Below are 18,177 nucleotides of genomic sequence, written 5' to 3' on the forward strand. Positions count from 1 at the left end.
CCACCACGGGTGCGGAAGAAATTCGGTTCATGAGATCAGCCTAACCATAACGGATATACTTCTGAGGTTATCGAAGGGGCTGAGGGGCAGCGATGAGTGAAGTACGTGTGGGGCTGGTCATTGAAGACGACCAGGATATTCGCGAGTTGGTGCGGGTAGTTCTTTCCCAAGCAGGATTTGATGTTCACACGGCGTCGACGGGTTCTGCCGGTGTGACGTCGGCCCGCGAACTCAACCCGGACGTCATCACCCTGGATCTCGGCCTTCCTGACATCGACGGCTTCGAGGTCGCACGGCAGATCCGTAAGTCCTCCGACGCCTACATCATCATGCTCACGGCCCGCGCCGAGGAACTCGATACTCTCATGGGCCTGGAGGCCGGTGGCGACGACTACCTCACCAAGCCTTTCCGGCCGCGCGAATTGCGTGCCCGGGTGGAGGCCATGATGCGCAGGCCGCGTGCGTCGTCGGACACCAAGAGCGCGCCGGAAGAAGCGGATCCCGAGATGATCCACAACGGACTGGCCGTTTCGGCCGGTTCCCGCACGGCAATCCTGAACGGCACCGAGTTGAAGCTCACCCGCACAGAGTTCGATCTGTTGCTGGCGCTCCTGGAAACCGGCCGGATTGTGCGGACCAAAGCCGACCTCGCCCGTCGCCTTCGCAACGAACCCTACGACGTCGGCAGTTACGTCAGCGACGCGGACGAACGTGCCGTTGAGGTGCACATGGGCAACCTGCGCAAGAAGCTGGGCGACAGCATCCAGGGCCCGCGGTGGCTCGAGACGGTCCGCGGCGTCGGGTACCGGCTCGCCCCGGCCGTCAACAACAACTAGGCAACCCGCAAGGGCTCGGCCGCGACCACAGAATGGTCGCGGGCCGGATCCTCGAAGAACTCGGCGTTCGCCCGGACATAGTCTGCCCACTCGTCCGGGACGTCGTCCGCGTAGTAGATCGCTTCCACCGGGCACACCGGATCACAGGCCCCGCAGTCCACGCACTCCGAGGGGTGGATATACAGTGAACGGTCACCCTCGTAGATGCAGTCGACCGGACACTCGTCGATGCAGGCTTTGTCCTTCACATCCACGCACGGCTGGGCGATCACGTAGCTCATGGCGGGCTACACCCCTGTGTAAACGGTCTTGCCCCAAGTGAAGAAGTCCAGCGCGGAGCGGCCTTGTTCGCGGAACGTGTTGGTGGAGGAATCTTTGACTCCGCCGAAGGGAACGTTCAGGTCCAGGCCCGCTGTTGGACGGTTCACTTTCACTACTCCGGCCTGTGCCCGTGCAGCAAAGTCGGTGGCCAACGCCAGCGAGTCCGTACAGATTCCTGCCGTGAGGCCGTACCGGGAATCGTTGATGGCGGCCAGTCCCGCTTCGTAGTCGGCAACCTCGAGCACGGCCACTACCGGACCGAAAATCTCCTCCGTGACTGCGGCGTCGTCGAACGGCAGGTCCGTGAGGACGGCCGGTGCGAGGAACAGCGGACCGGTGGGGTCGCCGTCGTACTCTCCGTGCAGGAGCGTCGCACCGCGTTCGACGGCGGTCCGCACCGCGTCCTGGTCCTGCTCGAACTGCTGCCTGCTCACCACGGCCCCCATTCGGGCTTCACCCGAATCACCACTGCCAAGGCCGTCCCCGGGGTTGTAGGTGGCCGCTTCCGCTACGAGGGCTTCCAGGAAGGCAGGGCGGATGCCGGGTGTCACGTAGACGCGCGACGTTGCCGTGCACGCCTGGCCCGTCAGCCCGAATGCCCCGGCGGCCACCACCTGCGCGGCTTTGCGGGCATCGGCATCGTCCAGCACCAGGACCCCGTTCTTGCCGCCCATTTCCAACTGGACACGGGCCCGGCGTGCGTTGAGGATTTCCTGCAGCCCGAGACCTACCTTGGTTGAGCCGGTGAAGGACAGCCCGGCGATCCGGGTGTCCCGGGCCAGGGCATCGCCCACGATGCGGCCCTTGCCGTGGACCACATTGAAGACTCCCGCCGGGAGTCCCGCATCCTGGAGGGCGCGGGCAAGGTGCGTGGCCGAGAGGGGAGTGAGCTCGGCGGGTTTGATCACCACGGTGTTGCCGCTGATGAGGGCCGGTGCGGTCTTCCAGGCGGGGATGGCGATAGGGAAGTTCCAAGGCGTAATGAGCCCGACAACGCCCAATGCTTCGCGGCGGGTGGTAATGGTGGTGTCAGGAAGCCCACTGGGCAGGACTTCACCCGTGGCGGCCCAGCCCAGGGAGCCGAAGAAGCGGAGCACGTCGGAAGCCCGTTTCACTTCGCCCTTGGCTTCGGCCAGGGTCTTGCCCTCTTCACGGACCAGATCCTCGGCAATGGCGGCCTGGCGGTCGAGGAGGAGGTTTCCGGCTGCGATCAGTATGGCACCGCGAGCCGGTGCGGGCAGGGCGGCCCACGCAGGCTGCGCGGCAGCAGCGGCCGTGATGGCGGCGTCCACGTCCTGGGCGGAGCCGCTGGGGGAGAGCGCGGCGAGCTCATCCGGACGGGCCGGGTTCATCCGCCTGGTTCCGGCCTCGCCGAGCCATTGGCCGTTGATGAGGTGCTGGGCGGTGAGGTGTGGTCCGGGGGTGTCGCCGGTTGTGAGGCTGGTATCAAAAGTCGTGGAGGTCATGTCGGTCCTTAGGTAGATGGGTTACAGGCTGCGGATCAGGCCGCCGTCGCACCTGAGCGCGACTCCGGTGATGTACGACGCCGGTGCGCTGCACAGGAAGGCCGCGGCGGCACCGAACTCGGCAGGTTCTCCATACCGTCGGGCGGGTATGGTCTTGCGGGATTCGAGCTGGATGTCCTCCAGTGTGGTACCCCGGCGTTTGGCGGCGGCCTGGTCCAATTGGGCAACGCGGTCCGTGGCGATCCTGCCGGGAAGGAGCAGGTTCACCGTGACATCGTCCAAGGCGACTTCGGCCGCGAGGGTCTTGAGGTAGCCGGCAAGCGCGGCACGACCGGTGTTGGAGACCGCCAGGTTGGGGAGCGGGGCAGTGACCCCGCTGGAACCGATGGCCAGGATGCGTCCCCAGCGGCGTTCACGCATTCCCGGCAAGACCCTGGAGACCAGGGCGTGATGGGGTTTGACCAGGAGGTCGAAAGCCGCTGCCATGTCCGCCGAACTCAGGGTCGCGGCGGCGCCGGGCTTGGGCCCGGGACCGTTGAGGACCAGGATGTCGATCGGGCCGAGGTTTGCCACGGTCTGGTCCACGGCGGATTCGATGCCTTCCTCAGTGCCCAGGTCAGCTTCGATCGCGACCGCGTCGAAGCCGGTGCTGCCAAGCATTCCCGTGCCGTAGGCGGCCTGCAGTTCGGCAACGATTTCCTTGGCCCGCTCACGCCGTCTGCCCACCACTGCCACCCGGACGCCTTCGGCGGCCAGTGCCCGTGCAGCGGCCAACCCAAGCCCGCCTGTCGAGGCCGCTACGAGCGCTGTCTTTCCTGCGATGCCCAGATCCATCAGATGCTCCCTGCTGTGGTGTGTGCTGCCAGTGCGGCAGCGGCTTCTGCCAGGTGCAAGTTCATGGCCTCGCGCAGCACGTCCGGGAATCCGGCCGCCGGTGCACGGACGCCGGAGTCCTTGATAAGGCCGCGCTCGCGAAGGCATTCCTTGCGGATGGCGAGGGCAACTTTCGCCTGTTGCTCAAAGTTGATAAGTGGCAGGTACGGCTGCAGTTCGCGTTCGGCGGCTGCATATCCGGCGTCCTGCCAGGCCCGCACGCAGGAAATGAGGGCTTCCGGATAGGAGAAACCGGTCATGGCACCGGCTGCGCCTGCCAGGAGTTCATCCAGGAGGCCCTGGCCGCCCAGGCCGCCGAAGATGGAAACCCCGACGGCGGCCCGTAGCTGCGCGATGGCCACGCTGGTGGGCGGGGCTTCGGCTTTGACTGCGATGACCGAGGCGCAGGCGTTGACCGCAGTGATCAATGCCGGTGTCGGGATGCTGACACCGCTGGCCAGGGGATAATCCTGCAGGACAACCTTCGCCCCTGTTGCCCGGTGGATGGCATCAAGGTGGGCGATGACTGCTTCGGCGCGGGGCGAGTTCGCTTGGACCATGACCGCGGCAAGGCGCGGGCCGGCGATCTGCTGTGCGGCCAGGACCTCTTCGATGGCCGGCCGGGTGGCCAGAGCGGTGATGCCCACCACCAGCGGAAGGGTGGTGCTGTCGATAACCGTTTCCAGGACATCGCGGCGTTCCTGCGGTGTCAGGGAGGCCGCTTCGCCGAAGACGCCCAGGACAGTGAGGCCGGTTGTCCCTATGGCCTCGTAGTGCTCCACGAGTCCGGCGAGGCTGTCCAGGTCCACGTCCAGGGTGCTGCCTTGGAACGGCGTGGCGACAACGCCCCATACGCCGGGCGGGAGGGATTCACGGTTTTTGGGCGCAGAAGAGAGAGGCATGTGGTTCCTTTCAGTGCAAATGCGGTGCTGTGGTGCCTGAAGTGGCTGGTGGTGGGCGCTTACTCAGCGGCCGGGCCACAAAGGCGGACGCTTCTCCTGGAAGGCCCGGACGCCTTCTACGGAGTCCTCGCTGTCCAGCGCGGCCATCAGGGCGGGAAGACGCATGCCCCGGGCTTCCTTGGCCGTGAGGTGGCCGGTCCGGCTGACCATTTGTTTGACGGCTTTGACCGAAGTGGGCGCGCAGGCAAGGATCTGGTCCACCCAGCGCTGGACTGCGGCGTCGAGTTCCTCGGCGGGTACCACCTCGTTGACGAGCCCCATGGAACGCATTTCGGCAGCATCGGCCTTGCGTCCGGTCAGCAGCATTCCCATGGCCTGCGTGTAGGGGACACGTCGCACCAATTGATGGATACCGCCGTCGAGCGCCAAGCGCCCGACCCGGGGTTCGGTCAAACCGAACTTCGCGGTATCGGCCGCCACCACGATGTCTACGCCGAGCACGATTTCCATGCCGCCGCCCAAGGCATACCCGTTGACCCGGGCGATGACGGGGATGTCCAGGCTGGTGCGGAGGCTGAGGCCGCCGAAGCCGTTGGGGTCCAGTCCTGCCCAGTATTCCAGCCCGGTCTTGTCCACTGCCTCTGCCGACATGTCGGCGCCAACGCAGAACGCGCGAGGCCCGGCGCCGGTGACCACCACGGCCCGCACGGATGGATCTGCCTCCAGCCGGGCCCAGATTTCGTTGAGCCGTGCGTGCGTGGCGCCGTCCACGGCGTTGAGCACGCCCTGCCGGTCGATGACCACGGTGGCGACTCCACCGGTGATCGTCAGCGTGACCTCGTCCACGGTTTCTTCAACCACGACGCTCATCGCAGGACTCCCAACTGCTGCAGGCGTTCGATGGTTTCCTCATCGAAGCCGTTTTCCAGCAGGACCTCGACGTTGTGCTCGCCCAGCCGGGGTGCTGTCCTGCGGATGGTGGGAGGGGTGGCGGAGAGCCGGATGGGAGCATTCAGCATTTTCACGGTGCCCACCGTCGGATGTTCAGCTTCGACGATCATCCCGTTGGCTTCGGTCTGTGCGTCGGCGAGCGCTTGCTCCAAGGTGTGCACGGGGGCGTTCAGCAGGCCCTGTTCCTCAAGCTTCGCGGTCCAGTATTCAGTGGTGTTCGTGGCGAAGTGCTCCCGGAAGATTGCCTGGAGGGCGGGTTTGTTCTTGAACTGTTGTTCCAAGGTGGCGAACCCGGGCCGTTCGGTGAGGTCCTCGTCGAGGTCCAGCGCATCGGAGATCCGGGCCAACGGGTCCGGGGTGAAACCACCCACCATGCACACGGCGCCGTTGGTGGTTTCGAAGACTCCGCTCAAAGGCATGGCACCCCAGTTGACCTCGTAGCCGCGGTTGAGCTGCATGCACGCTTCCTGCATTTGGAGGTGCAGCATGGAGTCGTACATGGTCACTTCCACCTTTTGGCCGGTGCCCGAGGTCTCCCGGGTACGCAGCGCCAGCAGGATGCCCTGCATGAGGTGCATGCCGGTGATGTAGTCGCACAGGGTGGTGGGGTAGATGGCCGGCTTGGCGTCTTCGGACTCGCGGCGCCACATCACGCCGGAATAGGCCTGGGCGATCGCATCCTGGCCGCCCTTGTGCGAGTAGGGTCCAACGGGGCCGAAGCCGGTACCGGAGGCCCAGATGATGCCCGGATTCTTCTCCTTGAGTTCCTCGTAGCCGAAGCCCATGCGTTCCATGACGCCTGAGCGGAAGTTGCTGACCACGACGTCTGCGTCGGCCATGAGCCTGTGCAGTACCTCGCGTCCCTCATCAGTGCGGGTGTCTACGGAGACGCTGCGCTTGTTCCGGTTGATGGACAGGAAGATCGGGTTGTCCTGCCCGTCCTGGTCCGGGAAGGAGTTGCGGGAAATGTCGCCGGCGCCGGGCCGTTCCACTTTGATGATGTCGGCACCGTAGTCGCCCAGCAGCTGGGTGCAGGACGGGCCCATGAACACTTGGGTGAAGTCCACGATCTTGATGCCGTCCAGGGGGAGCCGCATGGGTGCCCGGGACTCTGCGGCGTGTGCCGCCGTCGTGTGTTCTGCTTGTTCCAGGGTCACGGTGCTCATGCCGGCACCGCTGCTTCGGAGTCGACGGTGGCGTTCGACGACGGGACGTCGCCCGGGTCTGCACCGTGGCGGCGCATGCCCTGCTGGATGTCCGCTGCCGCGACATCGCGGACCAGGACGTTGTTCTCGACGGCGAGAGCCGCCGCGACGCCAACGGCTTGGCCCATGGCCATGCAGGGCGGGATCTCGCGGGACATCTTCTGGGCCTCGGGCGTTGCGGAGTAGTGCCGTCCGGCTACCAGGAGCTGGTCCACTTCCTTGGGCAGCAGAGAACGGTAGGGGTAGTAGTAGTCCCGGCCGCGTGCCACGGTGTCTGCGAAGTGGCGGCGCTGGGTGATGTCGTCCTTGGTCATGACGTATTCGCCTTGCAGGAGCCGGGTCTGGCGGACGCCCATCTGGGAGGCGACGTCCAGCATGTAGCAGTTTTCGAAGCCCGGGAGGTTGGCGCGGACGTAATCCACGGCCTCGGAGATCCGGTCGCGGGCAGCGAACTCTGCTGCGGTCATGTCGGCGGGGTCGACACCGTCGAAACCGGTCATGTGCGGGGCGTTGCACCAGACGACGCCGTCGATGGGGGTCTTGAGCCACCACAGTTCCCAGGCGCCGCCGAGGAGGCGCTTGATCTTGCGGTTGATGGCGCGGGCTTCCTTCGGATTGGCCTGCTCGAAGGCTTCGGCCGCGTTGGTGTCGACGTTCCCGAGGCGGAAGACCAAGGTGGTGAGGTAGTTGTCCTTGGCGTAGCTGGCACCGGCACGGGATGCGACGTCGATGTCACCGGTGGTGTCAATGACGACGTCGGCCATGAAGGCCTGCGGGCCAAGTTTCGTTTCGCAGATGACGCCCTTGATCACGCCGTTGTCCACGATGGGACGGGAGAACCAGGAGTGCAGGCGGAGGTCCACTCCGGCTTCGCGGACGAGGTCGTTGGATACCCGCTTCCAGCCGTCGGGGTCGAAGGCGGCGGCGTAGCAAATGGGCTTGGGGTTGGTGTGGGAGTGGAAGTCGAAGGTGCCGAAGCGCCCCCACTTGTTCCAGAGTTCCTCGGAGGTCTTGCGGTCATCGGCCGGCGGGACGATGGCCAGGCCCAGCTTCTGCAGGCGTTCGACGTACTCGGAGACGATGCCGGTGACGGTGATTTCCTGGCCGTTGATCATGTCGTCGAGGACAAGGACCATGCCGCCGGAGGCGAGGCCACCCAGGGATGAGTAGCGTTCGAGCAGGGTGACCTTCGCGCCGGAGCGCGCTGCGGTTACGGCGGCGGCCACACCGGCGGGCCCGCCACCTACGACGAGGACATCGGAGCGGGAGATGACCGGGGCGGTGAGGTCCGCCGTCGAAGTGCTGAGTTCGAGGGACGTGTGGTGTTCGAGCGGGTTCATGGTGAAGTCCTTACTTGCCGACGAAGATGCCGTTGCTGCGGCGGGCGGCGATGTAGAAAACGATGCTGAGGATGGACAGGACGGCCACGTAGACCGGGAAGATCCAGCTGAGGTTCAGTGATTGGAACCAGACCAGGAGGTAGGAGGCGGTTCCGCCGAAGAGGGCCACACCGATCCCGTAGCCGAGGGCTACGCCGGTGCCGCGGATGTTCTTGGGCATCAGGGAGGAGCTGACCACGTTGTAGAGGGTCATGTTGAGCACCAGAACGATCGAGCCGCCCAGGAGGACTGCCGCGAAGCCTCCGATGCCCGGCTGTACGTAGAGCAGCATCAGGAAGACCGCGGGGATGGCAAGGATGCGGGTGACCAGGAACCAGGTGGACATCGCTTTGCCGTCGGCGAGTTTTCCGATGACCCAGCTGCCAATGACCAGGATGACGCCCAGGATGGTGGTCAGGGCGAATACAGCGGTGGGATCTTCCTTGAATCCGCTGCGGGCGGCGCTGGGGAGGCCTACGTTCCAGGCGTAGTTGTAGGCCTGTGCCGCGCCCACCACGAAGATGATGGCCAGGACGGACAACCAGTGCTTGCCGACGCCCTTCCAGACTGCGCGGGGGGTGTTGGTTGCCATTTCCTCCTGCTTGAGGGTTTCCGGGAGGGAACGGCGAAGGTAGAGGACCACGAAGCCGAAGAGGGCGCCGATGATGAACGGGACCCGCCAACCCCACTCGCCCATGGCGGTCCCGCCGATGACCAGGCTGCAGAGGAAGCTGACCAGGGAGGCCATGAGGATGCCGATGTTCACATAGAAGGACATGATGCCTGCGACGTACCCTTCGCGGCCTTCCGGTGCCAGTTCCACGGCGTGGGACGTGGAGAGCGGAGCTTCGATGCCGGTCGAGATTCCCTGCAGGACGCGGCACACCAGGAGGATGATGCCGGCGGCAGGGCCGATGGTTGCGTAGCTCGGGGTGATAGCGATGATTAGGGTGGTGCCTGCCATCAGCATGATGGACAGGAGCATGACGCGTCGTCGGCCGATCCGGTCCGCCAGCGTGCCCAGGAGGATGCCGCCCAAGGGGCGGAAAGCGAACCCGCCGGCGAACACGGCCAAGGCGTTCAGCGTTGCCGAGAGGGGATCGGTGTTGGGGAAGAAGTTGGGGCCGATGAAGGCTGACAGGAGGCCGAAGACCATCCAGTCGTACCATTCAAGGGCGTTGCCCAGGCCAAGTCCGAGGAGGCCCTTACGGACTTCCGGGGTGAACCTGGCGTTCTTCACGGCAGTGGATTCATGGGTTTTGGGTGAGGGGACTACGTTGTCCGTTTGGATGTCGAGCATGGAAGTGTCCTTACGCTGACGCCCGGGAGGGCGTGGGAGGGTATGACGCAGGAACGCCCGTTGGAGGCGTTTGATGCGAAAGTGGCAAGGAGTGTCAGCGGCCACGTGTTCGTGCCCGGACGGTTAAGGGAAAACGCCGGCGCCGTTGTACGGCGGCAGGGTTACCACGCGTGTGGTGCGTTGACCCAGATGGCTACGCATACCTCTTCGTAGCTGTTCTTGTACCAGTGGGGGATCTCTGAGGAGTAGGTGATGGAGTCGCCCTCTTCGAGGCTGTAGCAGACGCCGTTCAAATAGACGTCTTTACGGCCGGAGATGATGTAGCAGAACTCTTCACCGCTGTGGGTAAAAGGGGTGTCGCTGGTGTCGTGCCCTGGGGGCGTGCTGATCCACTGTGCTTCGATGCTTCCATCGCGGTTCGGGGTGAGCAGTTCATGTACTGCTTCACCGACGGATTCGCGCGTGACGTTCTTCAGGTTGCGTCGATCGGACCTGCGGACCACGGGGGACTTTGATTCGTCCTGGCCTATGAAGAATCTCCCTACGGGGATGTCCAGGCCGTGGGCCAGCTGGGCCAACGTGGTGAAGGAAGGGTTGGCCATGCCGCGTTCGATCTGGCTGACGATTGCCTGGCTGAGGCCTGTAATGTCCGAGAGTTGGGCGAGGGTCATGCCCTTTGCCTTGCGCATGGTGCGCACCTTGTTTCCTACAGTCGCCAGCAGTTCGCTGGTGGCTGGTGGGGCAGGAGTCTCGGTGGTCATTGCCGCATCCTTCGTTGGTGAGCTAACTCACACAACTATAGTGAAGATTTTTAGCGAGTCAATGGTTTTCTTCATTAAGGTGAAGAATTTTACGGAATCGGGGTTTCCAGCTCCCGGATGGTCCCGAAGACGAAGTTCTCGATCGCACGGACTTGATCCGTCAGTTCGTGCAGGTGATCGGCAGTGGGCAGCAGCCGGATGCTCATCTCCAGTTCCGTCGCCAGGCGCTCCATGCAGATCGCCCCCACCATATGGCTGGACGTCTTCAAGCTCAGGACCGCGTCCATGGCGTCTTCGATGTCGAGATTGTCCAGGGCGCGATGCAGCCGGGAAACCCGCCAGGGCAGCAGGGCCACGTAATTGCGAACGAACGCGTGGATGATGGTGGGGTCGCCGCCGAGCTCGGCTTGGAGTCCAGTGAGAACGGTGTGATCCACCAAGGCGTCTGTGCACTCGTCATACTCAGACACCAAACCCCTCCCGCCTCCGAACAATCGATTCACGCTTCAACAGTAGAACCCGTGGAACAGCGGAAGTGCCATAAAAGCGAAGCTTGATCCAATCTTGAGCGGACTCAGAGGGAGTCTTGATTCCCGGGCCGCAGAGTAGGGCGAACAGAAGAAATCCCTGATCCGGGGGACCTTCCAGCGTCTACCAAGGAGAGGGGAAAAGCGTGGACAGCAGTGCTCGCCCATCGCCTGGGCTGATGGTCACTATTGCCTTTTGCCTGGCGATCCTCCTCGGCATCGGCGGGACCGCAGCCTATGCTCTCTGGGAGCAGGGATCACACAGTGTTGGCTCCGATCACCCCGTCGAGTCTGCCCCCTCAACGTCCTCCAGGCCGTAGCCGGCGCGCCTGCCCAGGAAATCCGTCAAGCGGTTTTCGAGAACCGGAAGATCCTTCAGCTCGCATTCCCAGACCGTCAGCACCTGCCAGCCGGACGCACCGAGTTGCTCCCGCTGCAGGGCATCCCGCTCCCGGGTCCGGGAACGCTTGGCCGCCCAGAAGTCCGCATTCGCGGCAGGAGCATGCAGGCCGGCCTTGCAGTCGTGGAAATGCCAGAAGCAGCCGTTGACGAAGATGACCTTGCGGCGGCCGGCGAACACCAGATCGGGCTGGCCGGGGAGCTTTGATCCGCCGGATTGGCCGTGCAGGCGATACCTGTAGCCCTTGGCATGCAGGAGCCTGCGGACCAGCAACTCCGGTTTGGTGTCCTTTCCCCGGATTTTGGACATGTTGCGGCTGCGCTGCTCCGGTGTCAACAGGTCCCGGCTCTCGCCCATAAGACCACTCTACCCAGGGAGTTTTTGTACAGATAATGGCCTTATGGGGCGCTTTTGGGAGCATTATCTGTACAAAAACTCGTGAGGGGGTGGCGTGAACACTCGGCTGTCCATCCCAACGGCGTGACCTGGACCTTCATGCGCCTCCGACACGCCGGGCAATAGCGCGGCGGCTCCATCACCAACTGCTGTCGGCAGCTTTGGTGAGCGTCCGACGTCGGGCCCTCACCTCCGCAGTGCCCGCAGTAGGCGGGCGGCACCGCGGCCCTCACAGCGACTTCTGGAGCTCCTTGATGGGCATGTTCAGCTCCACCAGGAGATTGAGGTCGGCGTTGGCAGGACGGCCCAAGGTGGTGAGGTAGTTGCCGACAATGACGGCGTTGATCCCGCCGAGGAGACCCTCCCGGGTGCCGAGGTCGCCGAGTGTCAGTTCGCGTCCTCCCGCGTAGCGGAGCACGGTGCGTGGCATGGCGAGGCGGAAGGCGGCGATGGCGCGGAGGGCGTCCTTGCCGTCCATGATCCCCTGGTTCTCCAAAGGCGTTCCGGGGCGGGGATTGAGGAAATTCAGGGGGACTTCGTGCGGTTCAAGGGCGGCGAGCTGGGTGGCCAGTTCGGCGCGTTGCTCCACGGATTCGCCCATGCCGATCAGGGCGCCGCAGCAGAGTTCCATGCCGGCAGCCTTGACCATGACGCAGGTTTCGAGGCGTTCTTTGTAGCTGTGCGTGGTGACGACCTCGGGAAAGTAGCTGCGGGCCGTTTCGAGGTTGTGGTTGTACCGGTGCACGCCCCACCCGGCCAGCTGGTCCACCTGGCGCTGGGTGAGCATGCCCAGGGAGCACGCGATGTTGATGTCCACTTCTTCGTTGATGCGGTCGATCGCGAACTTGATCTGGTTCATGAGCTTGATGTCGGGGCCACGTACGGCGGCGACGATGCAGAACTCCGTGGCACCTGTCGCGGCGGTTTCCTTGGCTGCCTTGACGAGTTCCGGGATGTCCAGCCAGACCCCGCGGACGGGGGAGTCGAACAGTCCTGACTGGCTGCAGAAATGGCAGTCTTCAGGGCAGCCTCCGGTCTTGATGGAGATGATGCCTTCCACCTCCACGTCCTCGCCGCAGTGTTTCAGCCGAACTTCGTGCGCGAGTTGAAGTGCCGCCGGGATGGCCTCATCAGGCAGCCGCAGAATCTCGACAAGCTGGTCTTCGTTCAGGCCCTCGCCGCGTTCCAGGACCTGCCGACGGGCGGTGTCAAGAATGGCGTGGACGGTCTTTTCCTGGGGTGCGTGGGTCATGTCCTCGACGGTATCCGTGCAGGTGGAAGGGCATTTTGTGGGGTGCGCACAAAGGGTGATCCGGGATTTTGGTAATGGAAGCTTTGGTAGCCCTGATGCAGAAGTTACAACTGCGAAACACGCCCGTGACTGAATTGACGCGCTGCGTGACTAGCGTCGTGGACGAGCCCAGGACCCACGAAGAAAGCGAGCCCGCATGAGCGACGACACGACGAGTACCGCAACGCTGGAGCCGACGACGGCGGCAGGCCCCGCCGTCGTCAACGGCACCTCAACCGTTCCAGCGTCAGGCAACGCCGACGCAATGAGCGCAGCGAAAGAAAGCCTGGAGGACTACACGCTCCGGTTCGCACCGCGTTCCTACCGGAAGTGGAGCGCCGGCGTGGTGGCAACCAGCGCCCTGGGTGGAATTGCGTACCTGGCCGACTTCTCCATTGGAGCGAACATCGGGATTGCCTATGGAACGGTGAATGCCATCTTCGGCATCATCGTGGCCGCAGTGATCATCTTCGCCACAGGTTTTCCGCTTGCCTACTACGCGGCCCGTTACAACATCGATCTTGACCTCATCACCCGTGGCTCTGGTTTTGGTTACTACGGCTCGGTGGTCACCAACATCATCTTTGCCACCTTCACGTTTATTTTCTTCGCCCTGGAAGGCTCCATCATGGCCCAGGGCCTCCAGCTGGGCCTGGGCATTCCGCAGTGGATCGGCTATGCCGTGTCCACCATCATCATCATTCCGCTGGTGATCTACGGGATGAAGACCCTGGCCACGCTGCAGGTATGGACCACGCCCCTATGGCTCCTTCTGATGGTGGTTCCGGTGGGCTACCTTCTTCTTTCGCACCCTGAGAGCATCGACGCCTTCTTCGCGTTCACCGGTGCTTCGGGCGACGGCGGACCCAAACTGGCGTCGGTGATGCTGGCCGCAGGCGTCTGTCTGTCCCTGATGGCCCAGATCGCCGAGCAGATCGACTACCTGCGCTTCATGCCGCCCAAGACCGCCGAAAACAAGGGCGCCTGGTGGCGTGCAGTGATCCTCGCCGGGCCGGGCTGGGTGATCTTCGGCGCCATCAAGCAGATCATCGGCCTGTTCATCGCCATCTACCTCATCGCCAAGCTCGACCCCGCAGCCGCAGTCCACGCCAATGAGCCGGTCCACCAGTTCCTGGGCGTCTACGAAGAGATGATGCCGGCCTGGCTCGCCATGACCCTGGCCGTGGTGCTGGTGGTCATTTCGCAGATCAAGATCAACGTGACCAACGCCTACTCCGGATCACTTGCCTGGACCAACTCCTTTACCCGCATCACCAAGACCTACCCGGGCCGCATGGTGTTCGTGGTGGTGAATCTGGTGATCGCATTGATCCTCATGGAGTCGAACATGTTCGAGTTCCTCAACACCATTCTGGGCTTCTACGCCAACTGCGCCATGGCGTGGGTGGTCACGGTAGCCTCGGACATTGCCATCAACAAGTACCTGCTGAAGATCTCGCCCAAGGTTCCGGAATTCCGGCGCGGCATGCTGTACGCCGTGAACCCGGTGGGCTTCGTGTCCATGCTGGTTTCCGCCGGAGTTTCCATCGCGGTGTTCTTCGGTGCTTTCGGCTCCGCCGTCCAGCCGTTCTCGCCGATCTTCGCTGTGGGCCTGGCGTTGGTGCTGCCGCCGGTGCTGGCTCTGGCGACCAAGGGCCGCTACTACTTGCGCCGCACCGACGACGGCATCGAGCTGCCGATGTTCGACGCCGACGGCAACCCAAGCGACGCCAAGCTCCTCTGCCACGTCACAGGCCTGGAGTTCGAACGCCCCGACATGCTCCGCTCCGGCCAGGACGGTCCCGACGGCGAACCGCAGTACATCTCGTCCCTCGCCTTGTCCACGGACAAGTCGGGCGGCCTGGTCCTTCCCGCTCAAAAGTAGCCGGACCCGCCCCACGGGGAGCGGCCGACGCGGTTATCAGAACCCGGACGGCATTGATTGCTACCTGCTTGGCCGACGCAGAACGCCCCGGCTTCCTTTGGGGGAGCCGGGGCGTTCTGCTGTGTGTTCTGCGTTTGTTGGTCGAGCTGTGGGGCTTACTTGTCGAAGGCGTCCTTCGCGGCGTCCTTGACGTTCTCGCCTGCCTGCTTGGTCTTGGCTGCTGCCTGGTCGGCAACACCTTCGGCCTGCAGTTTTTCGTTGTTCGTGGCGTCACCCAAGGCTTCCTTGGCCTTGCCGGTGACTTCCTGTGCCTTGTTGCTGATCTTGTCTCCGAGTCCCATGGGATCTCCTTCGATGTAGTCCAACGCTGACAATTGCTAGGCTAACGAGCAATTCTGGGTACTTCCTGAACGTACTCCGCCAGCGGCCAGGATGCTTACACTGAAGCCATGGTTCAGGACACCCCGAATGGGGAATCGGGACAAACGGACTTGGACGAGGACATTGCGATGGCCTTGGTGAACCAGGTAATCCGCCCTTCCGAGGATCCTCCCAAAGACGACGCCCGGGAATCCGAAGCTCCTGTCGGTGCAAACCCGGCCGCAGCCAGCGGGCCTCAGCTCCAGGACCCGGGGTGGGCTGAGGCCGCGATTGCCCGCCCGGACTACGGCGAGCGCAACTATGTTGGCCACCACCGGATGATGGGCATGCGCACGTTGATCACCGGCGGTGAACGCGGTATCGGCAGGGCCGTGGCCATCGCCTACGCACGGGAGGGTGCCGACGTCGCCTTTACGTATCTTCCGGAGGATGAGCAGGAGGCCGAGCAAACCGTCAAACTCATCGAAGACGCCGGAAGCCGGGCGCTCGCCCTTCCCGGTGACCTGCAGGACGAGGAGTTCTGCCAGGAAGCCGTAGCGCAGACCGTTGCTGAATTCGGCGGACTCAATGTCCTGGTGAACAATGCCGGCTATCAGCTCTTTACCAGCCATGGTCTTGAAGACCTGGGCAACGAACAGTTCGACCGGACCTTCAAAACCAACGTCTACGCCCTGTTTTGGCTCTGCAAGGCTGCACTGCCGCATCTGCAGCCCGGGGCTGCCATCATCAACACTTCCTCATACCAGGCCTACCAACCCGGCCGGTGGCTGATCGACTTTGCCGCCAGCAAAGCAGCCGTCAACAGCATGACTTTTTCCTTGGCCGAAGCCTTGGGACCCCGGGGGATCCGCGTCAACGCCGTTGCTCCCGGGGACATAGGAACAACGGCGCAACCGTCCGTCCGGCCCGCGCAGAATCCAGCCCACGAAGAACGGGGGGAGTCCCCTTTGGGCATTCCGCTGGGCCGGGCCGGACAGCCCGCCGAACTCGCGGCTGCCTATGTGCTGCTGGCCACCGAGGATTCCAGCTACATTTCGGGCTCGGTCATCGGTGTCACGGGCGGAAAGCCTCTGGCGTAGGCGTCCGGGATACCCGTCCCGCCGTCAGGGCTTCAGCACCACCTTGATGCAGCCGTCCTGCTTCTTCTGGAACTTCTCGTAGAGTGCAGGCGCCTCCTCCAGGCCACCGGTGTGCGTGACCAGGTTCATCACTCCCAGGGGATCGGCGTCGTCCTCTACCAGCGGGAGCAGGTCGTCCATCCAGCTGCGTACATTGCATTGACCCATGCGGAGCTGGATCTGCTTATCGAACATGGTCATGAGGGGCATGGGGTCGGCTTGGCCGCCGTAGACGCCGCTCAAGGAAATGGTGCCACCGCGGCGGACCATATCCACGGCCGTGTGGAGCGCGGCAAGCCGGTCCACACTCATGGTCTCCATGGCGACCTGTGCGGGCTTGTCCGGAAGGAGGGATACCGCCCGGTGAAGGAAGGAAGCCACCGGGGAGCCATGCGCTTCCATGCCCACGGCGTCAACCACGGCGTCGGGCCCCCGGCCAAGCGTTTCCTCGCGGACTTTTCCGGAAACGTCCGAACTGTAGTCCAGCGTTTCCACACCACGCGACTCTGCCATGGCACGCCGTTCCGGAACGGGATCGACGCCAATGACCCGGAAGCCCTTGTGCAGGCCGATTCTGGTGACAAACTGGCCTACCGGTCCCAGGCCCAGGACCGCCAGGGTTCCACCTTCGGGAACATTGGCGTACTCCACTGCCTGCCACGCGGTGGGCAAAATATCGGAGAGGAAAAGATAACGCTCGTCCGGCGCGTCCGAGTCCACTTTCACGGGGCCGTAGTCCGCGAAGGGCACTCGCAGGTACTGGGCCTGTCCGCCCGGAACGGAGCCGTACAGCTCGGAATAGCCAAACAGAGCCGCTCCAGAACCCTTTGCTTTGACCTGAGTGGTTTCGCACTGGGACTGCAGGCCGAGGTTGCACATGTAGCAGTGCCCGCACGAAATATTGAAGGGGACAACCACGCCGTCGCCCTTCTTGAGGCGATGGACCCCGGATCCCACTTCTTCCACGATGCCCATGGGCTCGTGGCCAATGACGTCGCCTTTATGCATGTACGGTCCCAGGACTTCATACAGGTGCAGGTCCGAGCCGCAGATGGCTGTGGAGGTGATCCGGACAATCGCGTCCGTGGGCTCCTGGATGGAGGGGTCCGGAACGTCTTCGACGCTGAGTGAGCGCCGGCCTTGCCATGTCACTGCTTTCACTTTTGGATCTCCCTGCTGTGCTGCTGGGGGTAGGTCCCGCTCTTCTGGAGACCTTCCCAGCGAAACAGAGATCATGCCGAGGCACAAGGTCGCCCGCTCTCGACAGGCTTCCCCGGCGAAGCCTACATTGAGGCCATGAGCGAGGAAGCAAACAAGGCTGAAGAGACGCCAGCGGAACAGTCCGGGCAAGCGGCGCCTGCCGCCGTCGAACATGACAAAGGCACCGCCGGATCGGGCGACTTCACAACTGAACTGGACCCCACTTTTGTCCCGGATGACTCCGGGGAGACGCCGGACGCGAAGCGTGCCAGGGAAGATCCGGAGGAGACCGGCAGCTGAAACTAGTAAGTAACCTGATAACTAGCTACCATAAAGGAGAGGCGGACCCGGAAACGTTTAGGAATAACCCGATCTGGGTACGACTCGGACATTAAGCACAGCGAGGGCCGCGAGCGGCGCCCACAGAAGCCCGCTCACCAGGGAGGTAATCCTTATGGATACAGGACAACTGGTACTGATCATCGTGCTGGCCGTGGTGGTCATCGCCGCTGTGATCTTCGCGGTCGTCGTCGGACGCCGCAAGAAGGCCGAAGTCAACCATCGCAGGGCCGAGGAATTGCGCGAAAAGGCGCAGGAAGAAGCCATTGGCGCCCATCAAGCCAAAGCGGATGCTGCCCAAGCCGAGGCCAATGCTTTGCAAGCTGAAGCCGAAGCGAACCGGCTCCGTATGGACGCCGAAAAGCACGCGGAAAAGGCCCACGAAGCGCACGGACGCGTCGAGGAACACCTTCGGCATGCCGAAAAGCTTGATCCGAATGCCGCTTCGGCCCGGCCCGCCGATGCCAGCCGCGCAAACGACCGCGGCACTGCCGGCGCGGACCGTGCCGAGGACGTGAACGGTTCATCTGACCGCTCCAATCTGGCTGAGGGTGAGCGGCTCACACGCGACCGGAGCAGGCGCGACCGCTCGACGCGTGAGGATGAAAGGAACCTGTAGTTTCAACGACGAAGCGGAGGTAGGAAA

Annotated in this window: 19 protein-coding genes; 5 read left to right on the forward strand and 14 right to left on the reverse strand. The window is 63.6% G+C overall.

All coding sequences use genetic code 11. The annotated features are described in order from the left end of the window. Positions 1-92: 92 nt before the first annotated feature. The gene (locus tag HMI60_RS09300) at positions 93-836 is read left to right on the forward strand and encodes a response regulator transcription factor (protein WP_018777098.1); all 744 of its coding nucleotides are present in this window, start codon (positions 93-95) and stop codon (positions 834-836) included. Here the strand turns inward: HMI60_RS09300 and fdxA are convergent. The 12 genes from fdxA to bioB all read right to left on the reverse strand — a co-directional run bounded on the left by fdxA (position 833) and on the right by bioB (position 12,569). Beyond that, positions 833-1,117 carry a ferredoxin gene (fdxA, locus tag HMI60_RS09305; protein ID WP_110505861.1) on the reverse strand — a complete coding sequence of 95 codons (285 nt, stop codon included), beginning with the start codon at positions 1,115-1,117 and terminating at the stop codon, positions 833-835. The genes HMI60_RS09300 and fdxA overlap by 4 nt on opposite strands. Before the next feature lie 6 nt (positions 1,118-1,123). Continuing rightward, positions 1,124-2,623: an aldehyde dehydrogenase family protein gene (locus HMI60_RS09310; protein WP_193591013.1), complete on the reverse strand. Its 1,500-nt coding sequence runs from the start codon at positions 2,621-2,623 to the stop codon at positions 1,124-1,126. A 21-nt stretch (positions 2,624-2,644) separates the two neighbouring features. After that, the gene (locus HMI60_RS09315) at positions 2,645-3,457 is read right to left on the reverse strand and encodes an SDR family oxidoreductase (protein WP_018777101.1); all 813 of its coding nucleotides are present in this window, start codon (positions 3,455-3,457) and stop codon (positions 2,645-2,647) included. Further along, on the reverse strand, positions 3,457-4,398 hold the full coding sequence (locus HMI60_RS09320; RefSeq protein ID WP_193591014.1) for a dihydrodipicolinate synthase family protein: 942 nt from the start codon (positions 4,396-4,398) through the stop codon (positions 3,457-3,459). The genes HMI60_RS09315 and HMI60_RS09320 overlap by 1 nt, the downstream gene beginning before the upstream one ends. A 63-nt stretch (positions 4,399-4,461) precedes the next feature. Further along, positions 4,462-5,268 (reverse strand): enoyl-CoA hydratase-related protein, encoded by an 807-nt coding sequence (locus tag HMI60_RS09325; RefSeq protein WP_193591015.1) that lies wholly within the window; start codon positions 5,266-5,268, stop codon positions 4,462-4,464. Further along, positions 5,265-6,515, reverse strand: a complete 1,251-nt coding sequence (locus tag HMI60_RS09330; protein ID WP_055974404.1) for a CaiB/BaiF CoA-transferase family protein — start codon at positions 6,513-6,515, stop codon at positions 5,265-5,267. Before HMI60_RS09330 ends, HMI60_RS09325 begins: the two co-directional genes overlap by 4 nt. After that, positions 6,512-7,894 carry an FAD-dependent oxidoreductase gene (locus tag HMI60_RS09335; RefSeq protein ID WP_193591016.1) on the reverse strand — a complete coding sequence of 461 codons (1,383 nt, stop codon included), beginning with the start codon at positions 7,892-7,894 and terminating at the stop codon, positions 6,512-6,514. Before HMI60_RS09335 ends, HMI60_RS09330 begins: the two co-directional genes overlap by 4 nt. Before the next feature lie 10 nt (positions 7,895-7,904). Next, on the reverse strand, positions 7,905-9,233 hold the full coding sequence (locus HMI60_RS09340) for an MFS transporter (RefSeq protein WP_193591017.1): 1,329 nt from the start codon (positions 9,231-9,233) through the stop codon (positions 7,905-7,907). Between the two features lie 161 nt (positions 9,234-9,394). After that, a complete protein-coding gene (locus HMI60_RS09345) occupies positions 9,395-9,994 on the reverse strand; it encodes a helix-turn-helix domain-containing protein (RefSeq protein WP_018777107.1) in 600 nt (199 codons plus the stop codon). Between the two features lie 89 nt (positions 9,995-10,083). Continuing rightward, entirely contained in the window at positions 10,084-10,464 is a 381-nt protein-coding gene (locus HMI60_RS09350; RefSeq protein ID WP_018777108.1) for an Hpt domain-containing protein, read from the reverse strand. Positions 10,465-10,798: 334 nt separating this feature from the next. Continuing rightward, positions 10,799-11,278: a very short patch repair endonuclease gene (locus HMI60_RS09355; RefSeq protein WP_039240121.1), complete on the reverse strand. Its 480-nt coding sequence runs from the start codon at positions 11,276-11,278 to the stop codon at positions 10,799-10,801. A 268-nt stretch (positions 11,279-11,546) separates the two neighbouring features. Further along, a complete protein-coding gene (gene bioB, locus HMI60_RS09360; RefSeq protein WP_193591018.1) occupies positions 11,547-12,569 on the reverse strand; it encodes a biotin synthase BioB in 1,023 nt (340 codons plus the stop codon). Between the two features lie 196 nt (positions 12,570-12,765). Here bioB and HMI60_RS09365 point away from each other — a divergent pair, with 196 nt between their 5' ends. Continuing rightward, positions 12,766-14,493, forward strand: a complete 1,728-nt coding sequence (locus HMI60_RS09365) for a cytosine permease (protein WP_193591019.1) — start codon at positions 12,766-12,768, stop codon at positions 14,491-14,493. Positions 14,494-14,648: 155 nt separating this feature from the next. On the opposite strand, the gene HMI60_RS09370 is transcribed toward HMI60_RS09365, so the two are convergent. Continuing rightward, entirely contained in the window at positions 14,649-14,834 is a 186-nt protein-coding gene (locus tag HMI60_RS09370; protein ID WP_018777112.1) for a CsbD family protein, read from the reverse strand. Positions 14,835-14,942: 108 nt separating this feature from the next. On the opposite strand from HMI60_RS09370, the gene HMI60_RS09375 reads away from it, so the two are divergent. Next, positions 14,943-15,953, forward strand: coding sequence for an SDR family oxidoreductase (locus HMI60_RS09375; RefSeq protein WP_193591020.1), 1,011 nt, complete (start codon positions 14,943-14,945; stop codon positions 15,951-15,953). Positions 15,954-15,977: 24 nt separating this feature from the next. On the opposite strand, the gene HMI60_RS09380 is transcribed toward HMI60_RS09375, so the two are convergent. Then, complete coding sequence (locus HMI60_RS09380) at positions 15,978-17,153, reverse strand: zinc-dependent alcohol dehydrogenase (RefSeq protein WP_193591021.1); 1,176 nt, start codon at positions 17,151-17,153, stop codon at positions 15,978-15,980. Between the two features lie 135 nt (positions 17,154-17,288). On the opposite strand from HMI60_RS09380, the gene HMI60_RS09385 reads away from it, so the two are divergent. Both HMI60_RS09385 and HMI60_RS09390 read left to right on the forward strand, forming a co-directional pair. Then, entirely contained in the window at positions 17,289-17,492 is a 204-nt protein-coding gene (locus HMI60_RS09385) for a hypothetical protein (RefSeq protein ID WP_193591022.1), read from the forward strand. Between the two features lie 154 nt (positions 17,493-17,646). Then, complete coding sequence (locus tag HMI60_RS09390) at positions 17,647-18,150, forward strand: hypothetical protein (RefSeq protein ID WP_193591023.1); 504 nt, start codon at positions 17,647-17,649, stop codon at positions 18,148-18,150. Positions 18,151-18,177: the final 27 nt, after the last annotated feature.

It is taken from the genome of Paenarthrobacter sp. YJN-D, from assembly GCF_015040335.1.
GTDB lineage: Bacteria > Actinomycetota > Actinomycetes > Actinomycetales > Micrococcaceae > Arthrobacter > Arthrobacter nicotinovorans.